10 protein-coding genes are annotated in these 13,224 nt (G+C 72.1%); 3 read left to right on the forward strand and 7 right to left on the reverse strand.

Features of this window, described 5'->3' with window-relative positions:
• Nucleotide 1: 1 nt before the first annotated feature.
• Both ACMGFI_RS16755 and pheS read right to left on the reverse strand, forming a co-directional pair.
• Entirely contained in the window at nucleotides 2–1,810 is a 1,809-nt protein-coding gene (locus tag ACMGFI_RS16755; RefSeq protein WP_436911005.1) for a phenylalanine--tRNA ligase subunit beta, read from the reverse strand.
• Nucleotides 1,810–3,333, reverse strand: a complete 1,524-nt coding sequence (gene pheS / locus ACMGFI_RS16760; RefSeq protein ID WP_436911007.1) for a phenylalanine--tRNA ligase subunit alpha — start codon at nucleotides 3,331–3,333, stop codon at nucleotides 1,810–1,812. The genes ACMGFI_RS16755 and pheS overlap by 1 nt, the downstream gene beginning before the upstream one ends.
• Before the next feature lie 403 nt (nucleotides 3,334–3,736).
• Between pheS and ACMGFI_RS16765 the strand changes: the two genes are divergently transcribed.
• Nucleotides 3,737–3,952 (forward strand): hypothetical protein, encoded by a 216-nt coding sequence (locus ACMGFI_RS16765; RefSeq protein WP_436911008.1) that lies wholly within the window; start codon nucleotides 3,737–3,739, stop codon nucleotides 3,950–3,952.
• 55 nt (nucleotides 3,953–4,007) lie between these two features.
• On the opposite strand, the gene ACMGFI_RS16770 is transcribed toward ACMGFI_RS16765, so the two are convergent.
• Both ACMGFI_RS16770 and ACMGFI_RS16775 read right to left on the reverse strand, forming a co-directional pair.
• Nucleotides 4,008–5,264 carry a hypothetical protein gene (locus tag ACMGFI_RS16770; protein ID WP_436911009.1) on the reverse strand — a complete coding sequence of 419 codons (1,257 nt, stop codon included), beginning with the start codon at nucleotides 5,262–5,264 and terminating at the stop codon, nucleotides 4,008–4,010.
• A gap of 173 nt (nucleotides 5,265–5,437) precedes the next feature.
• Entirely contained in the window at nucleotides 5,438–7,090 is a 1,653-nt protein-coding gene (locus ACMGFI_RS16775) for a tryptophan--tRNA ligase (protein WP_436911010.1), read from the reverse strand.
• A gap of 466 nt (nucleotides 7,091–7,556) precedes the next feature.
• Between ACMGFI_RS16775 and ACMGFI_RS16780 the strand changes: the two genes are divergently transcribed.
• Nucleotides 7,557–8,261 carry a class I SAM-dependent methyltransferase gene (locus tag ACMGFI_RS16780; protein WP_436911011.1) on the forward strand — a complete coding sequence of 235 codons (705 nt, stop codon included), beginning with the start codon at nucleotides 7,557–7,559 and terminating at the stop codon, nucleotides 8,259–8,261.
• Between the two features lie 54 nt (nucleotides 8,262–8,315).
• Here ACMGFI_RS16780 and ACMGFI_RS16785 read toward each other — a convergent pair whose 3' ends face one another.
• From ACMGFI_RS16785 to ACMGFI_RS16795, 3 genes are read right to left on the reverse strand one after another with little or no spacing between them, the layout of a single operon-like run.
• Entirely contained in the window at nucleotides 8,316–9,020 is a 705-nt protein-coding gene (locus tag ACMGFI_RS16785) for a DUF7519 family protein (protein WP_436911012.1), read from the reverse strand.
• The gene (locus tag ACMGFI_RS16790; protein WP_436911013.1) at nucleotides 9,017–10,714 is read right to left on the reverse strand and encodes a DUF58 domain-containing protein; all 1,698 of its coding nucleotides are present in this window, start codon (nucleotides 10,712–10,714) and stop codon (nucleotides 9,017–9,019) included. Before ACMGFI_RS16790 ends, ACMGFI_RS16785 begins: the two co-directional genes overlap by 4 nt.
• The gene (locus tag ACMGFI_RS16795) at nucleotides 10,711–11,556 is read right to left on the reverse strand and encodes a DUF4129 domain-containing protein (protein WP_436911014.1); all 846 of its coding nucleotides are present in this window, start codon (nucleotides 11,554–11,556) and stop codon (nucleotides 10,711–10,713) included. Before ACMGFI_RS16795 ends, ACMGFI_RS16790 begins: the two co-directional genes overlap by 4 nt.
• Before the next feature lie 628 nt (nucleotides 11,557–12,184).
• Here ACMGFI_RS16795 and ACMGFI_RS16800 point away from each other — a divergent pair.
• Nucleotides 12,185–13,198, forward strand: coding sequence for a DUF368 domain-containing protein (locus ACMGFI_RS16800; protein WP_436911015.1), 1,014 nt, complete (start codon nucleotides 12,185–12,187; stop codon nucleotides 13,196–13,198).
• The last annotated feature ends 26 nt before the right edge of the window (nucleotides 13,199–13,224 follow it).

Genomic DNA, 13,224 nt, shown 5'->3' on the forward strand with positions numbered 1-13,224 from the left:
GTCAGTCCTCGCGCAGGGCGTCCAGGTCGAACTCGAAGGCGGCGACCGGCACTTCGAGGTCGTACTCCACCAGCACCTCGGGGTGGACCTCGCCGATGACGCCGACGGTCTCCCCGTCGATGACGATATCGGCGGTCCGTCCCGAGATGAACGTCGGGTGGTCGGTCGGCGGGGTGGCCAGTTCGGCGTCGAAGGCGCGACACAGCGCCTGGAGGCTGGCCTTGGCGTCCTCGTAGGAGGCGTCGTGGCGGGCGAGCGCGGCCGCGACCGTCTGCCGCTCGGCGACCTTCGTCCGCTCGGCCTCGTCCCGTTCGATCGCGAGGCCGACCTCCGAGAGGTGCTGGGGGTACGAGCGGTGAGTGTTGTTCTCCAGGACGAGCAGGATCGACGGCAGCGCCCAGGTGCGGACGATCTCGTAGTCCTCGCTGTACGGCTCCCCGATGACGGCCGGCTCGCCGCCGCCGAGGGCGTCGCTGCCCGGTTCGACGCCCGGCCGCTCGTAGTTCGCCGCCTCGCTGATGAGGTGGAAGTTCAGCAGGTCCTCGAAGCCCAGCCCGACGAGCGACTCGCGGGCGGCCCGCTCCAGCCGGGAGCGCTCGTGGCGGCCGCCGACGGTGGACACGTCGGGGTAGCGCGGGTCGAGTTCGTTGAAGCCGTACGCCCGACCCACGTCGTCGATCACGTCGACGGGGTGGAGCACGTCCACGCGGTAGGGCGGGACCTCCACCTCGTAGGACAGCGCGTGGTCGTCGCTCTCGCCGCCCTCGGTCCCGGCCACGTCCAGGCCGGCCCGCTCCAGCAGGTCGACGACCTCCTCGCCGTCGAGGTCGATCCCGAGCATCGACTCGATGTCGGGGTGGTCGACGGTCTTGGTCTTCGTCTCGAAGTTCGGGCGGACGAGCGTATTACCGGCGTAGTCGCCGGCGGCGTCGTCCGCGTACTCGATCTCGACCTCTTCGACGCGCCCCCCGCGGGCGTCGAGCGCGTAGCAGACGATCGACAGCATGTGGTCGATCGTCCACTGGTCCGTGCCGGTCATCTCGATGAAGAGATCGCGGGAGTCCTCGGTCACCTCGGTGCGTTTCCCGTTGATGATCGGCGGGAACGAGAACATCCCCACGTCGTCGTAGATGGCCGGCATCGCGTCGTAGTCGTCGACGAGGTCGGAGAACTCGTTGGCGGTGTGGTGGGCCATCAGCACCTCCTGGGGGGTCATCTCGTGGTTCTCCTCCAGCGGGACGAACCGGTCCTCGCGCTCGCCGATGCCGGTGTAGCGGACGGACTTGCCGCCCGAGGGGGCGACCTCGGTGCGCGGGTCGGCCTCCTCCTCGGGGGTGTCCTCGCCGCCGCGGGCGCCGACCTGGCCCTTCAGCATGGTCAGGTCGTGGACGCCGATGGCGCCCTTGGCGCGCTGGCGACCCATCGTCGCGTGGAGCTTCTCCTGGAGCTGGATGAGCGACTCCAAGGCGGCCTCGTCCATGTCCAGCCCGCGGACGACGGCGCCGGTGACGTACGGGCGCTGATCCGGCACGTCCGCGTCGACCTCGATGGTCCAGTCGGCGTCGTTGGTGTTCGGGACGTAGACGCCGCGGTCGTCGCCGTACTGGTAGCGCAGCGAGCGGGCGACTCCCTCGACGGACAGCCGATCCAATCGATCGGGCGCGAACTCCAGTTCGAACTCGCCGTCGTCGGTCTCGCCCTCGTACTCCAGGCCGAGGCCGAACAGGTCCTCGCGGAGTTGTTCGTCGCTCTTCTCGTCGTGGCCGGTCAACTCGCGGAGCTCGTCGGGGTCGATCTCTACCGTGGGCATCAGTACACCACCTCCTCGGTGCGGAGGAAATCGAGGTCCACGAGCGTGCCGTGCACGTCGCGGATGTCCTCGGCGCCGGTCGCGAGCATGAATAGTCGCTCCAGGGCCAGGCCCCAGGCCATCACGTCGGCCTCGACGCCCAGCGGTTCGAGCATCTCCGGGCGGAAGATGCCCGAGTTGCCGATCTCGATGAGTTCGTCCGTCTCGGGATGGCGGCCGAACAGCTCGAAACTCGGCTCCGTGTAGGGGTTGTAGTGGGGCTTGAACTCGATGTCGGTGATGCCGAACTGCTCGTAGAACTCGGTGAACGTGCCCATCAGATCTCGGACCGACAGGTCCTCGGCCATCACCCACCCCTCGATCTGGAAGAACTCAAGCAGGTGCGTCGAATCGAGGGTGTCGTTCCGATACGCTTTCTCGATGGAGAAATAGCGCTGGGGCGGTTCCAGCTCGCCCTCGGCGAGGCCGGCGAGGTGGCGCACCGAGAGGTTCGTCGTGTGGCCGCGCAGGGCGAGCGCGCGGGCGAACTCCTCGTCCCAGGGGGAGTGATAGCCCTCGCCGTCGGGGCCGACGCCGTCGCGGTGGGCGGACTCGACCCGATCCACGAGATCCGGCGGGAGGTTCTCGCGGTCCATCTTCGCGGGTTCTTCGAGGGCGAACCGATCCCAGTGGTTGCGCGCCGGGTGGTCCTGGGGCATGAACAGGCAGTCGTTGATGTAGAAGTCGGCGTCGACGTGGGGGCCCTGCATCTCCTGGAAGCCCATCCCGACGAGCACGTCCTTGACGCGCTCGGACATCTCCCGCAGCGGGTGGGACTTGCCGCCGTGGACCGTCTCGGCGTCGGCCTCGACGTTGTAGTCGGCGAACTCGACCTCCTCCCACTCGCCCGAGGTGAGCAGTTCGGGCGTGACCTGGCCGACGGTCTCGGCGACCTCGACGCCCTCCATCATCGCGGTGACGCCCTCGTCGGTCAGCGTGACCTCCCGCACCGTCGACTCCTCGACCGCGACGAGCCCGCGGCGTTCGAGCGCGTCGACGAGGTCCTCGTCGATACCGGCGGGGTCGACGGTCTCGTCCTGGAGCCGTTCGAGCAGCGCGTGCTCGGGGTCGGCCTCGGGGTCGAACTCGGGGTCGACGCTGACGGAGCCGCTGTCGATGGTGCCCATGCCCTTCCGGGCGAAGTTCGACAGCGCGATGTCGACCCCCTCGTCCTCGAGGCCGGCGCGGCCGATGGCCCCGCCGAGTTCGACGGGTTCCTCGTCGGCCCCCTGCGAGAGGGCGCCGACCCACAGGGCGTGTTCGGGCAGGCGCTCGTAGGCGTACTGTTCGCCCTCGTCGGTGAGGACGAGTTCGGCTTCGGTGCGCTCGGTGACGGCGAGCAGGCCCTCGTCTTCGAGTTCGAAGGCGGCGCCGGCCACCGCCTGGACCCCCTCGCCGGTCTCGTCGGCGATCTGTTCGACTGGTGTTGGGTCGTCCGCGCTCGCGGATTCGAGCACGGCGACCTGCGTTTCCGGGAGTTTCATTCGTTGGTCGTGAATCTGCGTGGTCGTCAGTTAATGATTCTTATCGCGGGTGAGACGCCGAGGCGTCTCCGCGAGCCGGACGCGGGCGGTTTCCGCCGGGACCGCCGGGGTTCGTTTCGACACGAACCGTCGGGTCCGGGCGTCCGCCGCCCTCAGGCGCCGGGGAAAAACCCGAACCCGGACCGCGCGGCCGCTGGCTGGCGGGCGAGGCGCGACCGACGGGACCGCCGCGACGCGCGGCGTCCCGTGGGTTCGGGTGCCATGTGAAGGCCATTCACGGCGCCGCGCAAAAGCGTTCCGGACTCGACGGCCGGGCGGTGACCCGGGCGCCCGTGCGGCCACCGCGACACCGTCGGGGCGCCCGCGAGGCAACGTCTATGCCCCCGGGTCACAAAGGGCGCGTATGGACCGCACTCGGAGCGCCGTGTTCAACTTCGCGATCAACTTCCTCGTGGGCTACGTCGTCGGTCGCGTCCTGCGCGACCGCGACACCGGGGTCCGGGCGGGGGTCGCCCTCGGGACGCTCGGGGCCGTCGCGAGCTGGCGGCTGGCCGACCGCTTCGAGCGCGACCGCGTCGAGCCCGGCGCCGAACCGATAGAGATCGAGATCGAGGAGTGACGGTCGGTTCGACCCGGAGAGGTTCGACTGGAGAAAACGGAAACCGCGCGGGGCGCTACGGGGCGCCGCCGCCGACGACGACTTCGGCGGTACCGCCCTCGTAGGCGATCTCCGCGTTCGACATGAAGTTCCCGCGGTGGGCGACCACGACGGTCGCGTCCTCGGCGGGTCGCGTCACGTTGATGGCGTACTTGCCGTCCTCCCGGGCGTCGGCGTAGGCCTCGGTCGCGTTGACGAACTCGTCGGCCTCGCTCGCCGAGTCCCAGCGGTGGACCCAGACGACGCCCGTCGACTCGTTGCGGACCGAGCGGAAGGCGACGGCGGAGTCGTTGCCCCAGCCGTCGGCGGCCGCAGCGGCCTCGGACTCCGAGAGGTGGCTCCGGAGGATCGCGCGGGTGCCGAGTTCACCGAACGTGCCGGCGCCGGAGCCGAACGGGATGTTCTCGACGGTCCACCAGTTCGACGCCGAGGCGTCGAGCGTCAGGTCCATCGCGGCCTCGTCGGTGTCGTGGAGCATCTGCTCGGTGGTCGCCGGGCCGCCGTCCTCGTAGATCGACGGGATCTCGGACGGTGACTCGACCGCGGAGTCGACGTACTGGGCGCCGTAGTACTCCATCGCGCCCTCGAACGCCCAGCGGTAGGCGCCCGTCTCCTCGAAGGAGGGGACCGCGTACTCCGTCTCGCCGTCCATGTGCTCGTCGACGTAGGCCCGCGTGGCCTCACCGACCGTCCCGGTGACGAGCGCCCGCCGCTCGTAGCCGAGGATCGTCCGGTTGTTCTCGATCCAGTCGTTCTTGTAGTGGAGCGAGACGGCGAAGCCGTAGGCGAGCGCGGCCTCGATCTGGGGGCCGGTCATGTCGTAGACCGTCTCCTCGTTGAACACGACCGCGTCGTCCTCGGGGTCGTAGGAGACGTTGATCGACTCGACCAGCGTCGACGAGGGGTTCTCGGGGAGCCCGATCGTCGCCGTCAGGTAGGCGTTCGAGATGTTCTGGTCCGTCGCCAGGTTGCTGACGAGGACGTTCGGCGCCGACGCCTCCGCCCCGATGATGCCCTGGACGCGCGAGTACACCTCGCTCGCGGAGGGATCCATCGGCTCGCTGACCTCCCGCGGCGCGTCGACGTTCCCGCCGGCACCGCCGTCGCCGCCGTCGCCGCCGCCACCGCCGCCGAGCATCCCGCACCCGGCGAGGCTCGCGGCCGTGACGACCAGCGCGATGACGGCGACCGACCGGACGGTCGCCATCGCGCGGCCGACCCGGTCTCGCTCGTCGGTGTCGATACCACCCCGTCCGCTGCCACTGTCTGTCATCTGCTCTCCCGTATGCCACTTACCCTCATTATCCTTGGGAAATGGCTCGGGCTCGCCCCGGGATCGACCCGGATGCGCGCCGGGTCGACGCCGGACGGCCCGGCGGTACGTGCCGCTTGCGGGTCGTTCCTCCCCGCTCGCCTCTTCGAGGTCCTCCCTTCGGTCGGACCTCGCTACCCCCGCCGGTCGGCCGCCACGTCGAGGTCGATGTCGAGTTCGTCGAGTCTGTCGGCCCACTCCTCGCGTTTGTCCTGGTGGTCCTCGAGGAACTCGGCCATCAGCTCGGCGGCCTGCTCCTTGCACCCGCCGCAGAGGCGCTCGCCGCCGACGCACTCCTCGTAGACCTCGGTGGCGAACTCGTCGTCGTCGCCCGCGAGCAGGTAGGCGTACAGCTCGTAGACCGGGCACTCGTCGGCCTCGCCGCCGAGCTCGCGCTGCTTCTCGGCGGTCTCGCGGCCGCCCGTGGTCGCCGCCTTGACCTTGTCGTAGCCGTCCTCCGGGTCGTCGAGCAGGGAGATGTGGGAGGCGGGCACCGACGAGGACATCTTGCCGCCCGTGAGCCCGGTCATGAACCGGTGATAGATCGACGAGGGCGCGCGGAAGCCGTAGCCGCCGTGATCCGTCTCGACCTCGCGGGCGAGGTCTTCGGCCTCCTCCCGGCCGAGGTCGAACGCGTCGACGTGCTCCTCGTAGACGCGCTTCTCGCCGTCGACGGCCTCGACGAGTGCGTCGAAGGCGGTGTCGGTCGCGTTGCGGCCAAGGAAGCGGGTCCGCCGGCGGATCGGCTCCATCCCGGCGTTCTCCAGCTTCTCCAGGACGCGCTCGACCGTCGCGCCGTCGTAGCCGGTCGCCTCGTAGGCCTCGCGGTCGGCGCGCAGCGCCTCCGCGGCGTCCTCGCAGCGGAGCGTGTCGTCCCCGTCATCGTCGTCGGCCGCGTCGCCGTCGCCGTCGCCGCCTTCGCCCGCAGTCAGCGACTCGTAGACCTCACCGAGCAGGGCGCGCTCGCCCTCGTCGTCGACCTCGAAGCCGGCGAACGCCTCTGTGACCCGGAAGTAGCGCATCCGCGCGGCCAGGTCCCGGGCCAGCCGCATATGGGGATCCTGGTCGGGGCCGACCGGGATCACCGTGGGGCGGGGCCCGTCGGCCTGGGGGTAGAGGATGTCGGCCATCTGCGTGACGACGCTCTGCATGTGCGACACGTCCGTCTCGCCGTCGAAGTCGTAGATCGCCTGGAGTTCCGAGAAGTTCGCCTCGACGCCGAGTTCGAAGGCGAGATCCTGCACGTCGCGGTTGGTGGACTGCCGATACAGCTCGCCCTCCTCGGGGTCGAACCCCAGCGCGAGCAGGGAGAGGACGTAGTCGCGCGCGTGGGTGTCGATCTCCGACCAGGTCAGCCCGCGGGCGCTGTGGGCCTCCAGATCGGCGATGAGGCCGTAGGCGTCGCCGCCCTGTCGCTGGTGCCAGATGATCTCGTCGAAGACGAGCTTGTGGCCGATGTGCGGGTCGCCGGTGGGCATGAACCCCGAGAGCGCGGCGAAGTCCTCGCCGTCGCGCATGGCGCGGGCGACCGGGCGGTAGTCGCGGTGACCGAAGATGACCCCCCTGCGCATCAGGTAGTGGGGGTCGGGCACCTCGGGCAGGACCTCGTCGAACTCCTCGATGCCGAACTCGGCGAACAGCTTGCGGTAGTCCGAGACCGTCGCCGAGCCCCACGGGTCCAGCGTCGTGTCGTCCGCGCCTTCGGCGTCGACCCCGCCGTCCGGTCGGAGAGCGTCCGCGTCGCCGCGAGGCGCCGCCGGGTCGGAATCGGGCGAATCGGATGTCATCGATTGGGATGTACTCGCCCCGACACGCACTAATACCGTTCGCTTTCCCCACCCCGCCCGCGCCCGCCGCGACCGCCGACTGGACCCGCCTGTCCGACCAGTCTGCCTGGTCGAACCTGCCGCGCCCCCCAAACTTTAAATCCCAGGCGCGCGAATTTGTAAGTGAAGAGTAAACTTAATTGAAGTAGTAAATTTTATCCGGGAGTGGCGACTACGTCGGTATCCCGAGAGCGTCGAGGGCTCTCGGTCGCTTCGGCCCGGACGCATCGCTCGCCGACCAGCCGCGGCTACGCTCACATGACAGTACTCGCACCATACGGATTCACGACCGCCGACGGATCGGGGACGGACGACTGCGGCGACGAGGACGAGGCCGGGACCGGGACGGAGTCGACCGGCGACGCGACCTGAACGCCGACGCGGACCCGCGAAGTATCGCTCGCCGACGACAGCGACTCACCACCGCATGACTGACGCCACCCACGACGACACCATCGACTGGCACCGTTTCTGGACCGACGCCGACGAGGGCGACCGCGCCGACGCCGCCCCGAGCGCCCACCACGCGACCGACGCGGTCGTCGACTTCCTGGCCGAGACCGGCCGCCCCGACGCCTTCGCCGACGTGGGCTGTGGCCCCGGCCACGTCGCCTTCGCCGTCGCGGAGGCCTACCCCGAGGCCGACGTGGTCGGCTACGACGCCGCCGAGCCCGTCCTCGCCGAGAACCGCGAACGCGCCCGCGACCGCGACGCCGACGTGGCCTTCGAGCGCGCCGTACTGCCCGACTTCGACCCCGACCGGCAGTTCGATGTGGTCTTCTCGTACTTCACGCTCTGTTACGTCCGCGAGGTCGAGGACGCCCTGCGGGCGATGTACGACGCCGTCGCGGACGGCGGCTACCTCGTCTTCAACTACCAGAACCGGCTCGCCCGCGCTCACTGGCGGCGGATGGCCGACGAGCCCGACGAGTACCTCGGCGAGGACTCGCAGTTCGACGCCGACCGCTTCGAGGACCGCTTTCGGCTCCTGCTCGACGGCGAGAACCTGCTGTCGTACGAGCGCATCCACGACGCGCTGGGGACCTGGCCACAGAGCGCCTGGTCGGTGGTCGACAGGCCCGACACCCGCTGGGCCTGGCGCCACCACCCGCTCGTGTTCGTGCCGAAGTAACGCCCCGGAGCTCCGGTCCGGACCCGGCCGGGACCTCGGGATACGGACGACCGATCAGCGGAGCGCCGAGACGAGGAGCCCGACGCCGACGAGGAGGACGACGACGGCGACGCCGTCCGTCGTGGCGCCGACCGCGAGGTAGGTCACGGAACCCAGCACCGCCGCCGCGGTCCCGGCGGCCGCGGTCGCGGTCACGTGGGCGAGTTCGAGGCGGGTCGTCGACGCCCCGCGGCCGAGCTGCTCGCCGACGGTGATCCCGTAGCGACCGGCGTCCCACGCCAGCAGGGTACACAGCGTCGCGCCGACCAGCGGGACGACCGCGGCGCCGGCCAGCCCCGCCGCGGCGACGCCCGCGACCAGCGCGACCGCCCCGGCGGTGACCGCCTGTCGACCGCCCCGGACGGCGCCGAGGCCGACCAGCGCCGCCCCGACGAGTCCGAGCGCGCGGCCGCCGATCGACGGGAGCCACAGGGCGGCGACCGCCGCGAGCGCGACCGCGACGCCGGCGCTCGTCCGCGCGGGCGAGCGGTCGACCGACGCGCCCGCCCGCCCCGGCCGCGCCGTCTCCGGCTCCGTCTCGGACCCGCCGGCTCGCCCGTCGCCCGACGCGGTCTCGACCTCGCGCTCGGCCGGCTCGGTGTCCTCGGTCGACCCGACCGACTCGGAACCCGCTTCCGACCCGGGGCCCGCCCCCGACTGGCTCCCGGGACCGGCGACGGACCCGGAGTCGTCCGACAGTCGATCGCTCGCGTCGCTCACGCCGACCACCGCCTGCGGGCCCGCGCGAGCGCGGCGTCGAACCGTTCGTCCGCCCCCCAGTCGACGACGCGGACGCCGGCCGACCGGAGCGCCGACAGCCGCTCGTCGCGCTCGTCGGCGGCGCGCTCGTGGGGCTCGGTGTCGCGGACGGTCGGGTCGGGGCTCACGAGGGTCACCTCCCGGCCGTAGGCGGCGAGCCGGCGGGCGACCTGGCGGGGGTAGTCGTCGCAACACGGCGAGACCAGCATGATCTGCGTGTCGGGGTCGAGCCGGCGGTGGATCCGGCGGATCCGCTCGCGCCGGAGGGTCGCGCGGCGGTCGGGCGGGTAGCGCTCGTGGAGCTTCCGGGCGGGCGGGACCGGCGACAGCGCGGGGTGGACGTTCAGCAGTTCGCGGCCGCGGGCGCGGTGGTCGCCGCCGGCGCCGGGCGCGAGCCGACAGCCCTCCCGCTCGCGGCCGAACGTCTCGAAGCCGACGCGGTCGCCGGCGTCGAGGAGCGCGTCGAACACGCGGTGGGCGGCGTCGACGCCGCGCTCGACGGCGTGGTAGCCGTCGGGGGCCGGCGCGCGGTAGGCGGCCCGCCGCGTGTCGACGAGGATCTGGACCGTCGCCGACCGCTCCTCGCGGAACTCGACGGTCGCCAGCTCGCCCGTCTTGGCCAGTTGCCCCCAGTCGATCCGCGAGAGGGGGTCCGAGCGGCGGTACTCGCGGGTGGCGTGGAACTCGATGCCGGGGCCGCCCTCGTCGGTCTCGACGCGGCCGGCGAACCCGGCGGTCGTCCCGCCGACGGGCACCCGCTCGCCGTCCAGCACCGGGAGGGTACACCGCATCGTCGTCGCCGGGCCCGGCGACTGGGAGACGCCGCTGACGGTCGTCCCGTACTCGACCGCGCCGCTGGGGTCCGCGACCGTCACCGCCGCGGGGTCCCAGTCGTGTTCGCCCCGCGTCGCCCGCACGGTGTAGGTGAACGTCGTCCGCTCGCCCGGGGGCAGCGGCGCGCCGTGGCGGGCCGACCCCGCGACGACCGCCAGTTCGTCGGGGACGCCGTCGACGACGCGCACGTCGGTCAGGTAGTCGTCGCTCTCGTTTCGCACCTCGACCCCGACGGTCACCCGGTCGCCGGGATCGGGGGAGTCGTCGGCGAGCCGACGGCGGACGCCGACGGTCGGCTCGCCGGTTCCGGGATCCCGGACCGGCGGCTCGACCGCGCCGGCGTAGCCCGCGACGGCCGCGCCGACGACGCCGGAGAGCACGAGCCCCGGGGTCCGCGAGAGGACGCCGAGCCCGCCCAGCGCGAGCGCGACCGCCGCCGCGCCCGTCCAGTGCCCCGTCGCGTGGGAGACGACCGCCGATCCGCCGGTCGTCTCGGTGTCTTCGCCTCCCCCGCCGGTCTCGTCGGGGTCGGCGGCCGCGTTGGCGGTCGCCCGGGTGCGGTCCCGCGCCCCGGCGAACGTCGGGTCCTCGTCGCCGGGGACGGGGACCAGGTATCCCCCTTCCGGGTCCGGCGGGCGCCAGCGATCGGGTTCGACGAACCGGCGGCCCGCCGCGGTCGCCAGCCCCGCGACGACCGCCGCCGCGGCCGCGAGCGCCGCGAGCGCGGCCGTGACCCGCGATCCGCCGGGGCCGCCGCCCCACACGGCCAGCGCCAGCCCGACGGCGACCGCTCCGACGCCCGCCCAGCCTCGCCGCTTCATCGGTCGTCCCCCTCCCGTCCGGCCCCGTCGTCCGTCCCGCTCCCGCCGTCGACCGCTCCGGAGTCATCGCCCGCGTCGTCGTCGATCGCTCCGGAGTCGTCGCTCCCGTCGCCAGTCGGGGAGTCGTCGCTCCCGCCCGCGTCGTCCCCCTCGCTCTCGTCGTCCGGAGCGTCGCCGCCCGGGGCGTCGCCCTCGTCAGCATAGGCCCGCTCGATGCGGCGCAGGGCGGCGACGGCGCGGTCGGCGCGGTCGGCGGGGTCGCGGCCGCCGTAGCGCACCTCCGCGAACAGCTCGGTGAGTTCGGCCACGTCGTCGGGGTCCATCCCGGCGGCGACGGCGGCCTCGGCGAACTCCCCCGGCGCGGTGGTGTCGGGGTCGCCCGCGTCGACGAGCGCGCGCATCTCGTCCCAGGCGCGGTACACCTCGTTGGTGAGGTCGGCGTCGGCGTCGATCCGGTCGGCGGCCGCGCCGGCCGCCCGGCCCACCGCCGACAGGTCCACGTCGCCGGGGTCGTCGCTCGCGTCGGAGTCACCGATCCCCTCCAGCGACACGTCCGCGTCGGACCGGTACCAGAGGGCCGCCAGCCCGACGGCGAGCGCGGAGAGCACCACCAGGGGACCGGGCAGCGGGACCGTGACGCCCCCCGGGACCGAGAACGGGAGGTCGAGGTAGACCCCGGACCCGCCGCCGCCCCCGACGAACGGCTGGCGCTCGACGATGGACCCGTTTCGCTCCCGGTCGACGCCCTCGGCCGGGTTCCCGGGGTCGACCGCGGCGACCGCCCCCAGGCCGACGACCGCCGCCGCGACCAGGAGCGCGACCCCGAGCGGTCGCCCGGTCATCGTCGCCCCGCGACGGCCGGGGGGTCGGTCCCGCCGCTCCGCCGTGACCGACTCCCGCGCGCGGCAACGGCTCCGCCGCCGGTCTCAGGCCGGTGGCCTCCCGGCCCGACAGCGTGGATCGTTTGCATCTGTCGACACGAAACGGCTCGGACGGTATTGTTCTTTGGGTGACAGGGACACAGGTCCGGGGTCGCCCCGTCGGCGCGGGCCGGATCCGGTCTCGGATCGTGACAGCTGTTATAGTTATATTATCTACCAATAAGGTTTACATAACCGCGGTCCGAATCGAAGATCGGAATGGCGACAGGAGCGGCCACGATCCCCGGCGCGGTCGTCGAGTGAAACCGGAGCCGTCAGGTTCCGAGTCACGGCGGCCGACCGCCCGCGTGACCGCCACCCGACCGAGCGGCCGGGGCGGTCGCTCGGCACACACCATTCCACCGCGGCCCGAACGCTCACCCCGTTCGGAACCCGCACCCGAACCACCCACACCCACCCACCCGAACCCACGCCATCCGGACACCGCGTCCGGACTATCGCGTCGGTCGGCCGCGGCCGGGTCGCCCGGCCCGCCCGCGGTCGCCCGTTCCACAAGAGACTTCCCGCCGATAGGCGAACGTGTAGCCGAATGACGACAGCCCCGGACAGCGCCCGCGACGAGGTGACGCTGCGCGAGTCGGTCCCGCCGGTCCGCGAGTGGGCGCGGACCTTCGTGGTCGGCCTGTTCATGGGCACCGCCGACGCGGTCCCCGGCGTCTCCGGCGGCACGATCGCGCTCATCGCCGGCGTCTACGAACGACTCATCACCGCGATCAACGAGGTCACGCCCGGCCGCTTTTTCGACGGCGTCGTCGCGCTCACCCCCCTCGACGGCGGGGTCTCGCTCGACCGGGCCGCCGCCGTCCTCGAGGAGGTCGACGGCTGGTTCCTGGTCGCGCTGCTCGCGGGCATCCTCTCGGCCGTGATCCTCGTCACCCGGGTCGTCGACGTCGCCAACGAGGCGGCGCCGGTCCTGCTGTTCGGCTTCTTCTTCGGGCTGATCGGCGCCTCGGCGGCCATCCTCTTCCGGGCCGTGTCGGTCCGGACGCTCCCCGAGGTCGTCGCCGCGGTCGCGGGCTTCGCGGTCGCGTTCGTCGTCTCGGGCTACGGCGAAGTGCTGGAATCCGGCGGGCTCCCGGTCGTGTTCGGCGCGGGCGCGCTGGCGATCAGCGCGATGATCCTCCCCGGCATCTCCGGGTCGCTCGTGCTCGTCATCCTGAGCCAGTACGAGCGGATGTCCTCCACGCTCTCGGCGTTCATCGACGCGCTCATCGGCGCGGTCACCGGCGGCGGCATCGGCCCGATGATCGACCGCGGCGTCGTCGTCGTGACGTTCGTCTGCGGCGGCCTCGTCGGCCTGTTCACCGTCTCGCGGGTCATCCGCCGCGCGCTCGATTACAATCGCGAGGTGACCTTCGCCTTCCTCGTCGCACTGGTGCTGGGGGCGCTCCGGGCGCCCATCGTGACGCTCAACGGCGAGGAGTACGCCGTCGTCTGGAACGCGCCCACGATTCAGGCGTTCGCGGGCGCCGCCGTCGTCGGCGCCCTCGTCGTCTTCGCCCTCGACTGGTACGCCGTCGACCTCGACCTCGACTCGGTCTGACCGGACGCACGGCCCGGCCCCGCGAA

This window comes from Halosimplex marinum, from assembly GCF_051414075.1.
Taxonomy (GTDB): domain Archaea; phylum Halobacteriota; class Halobacteria; order Halobacteriales; family Haloarculaceae; genus Halosimplex; species Halosimplex marinum.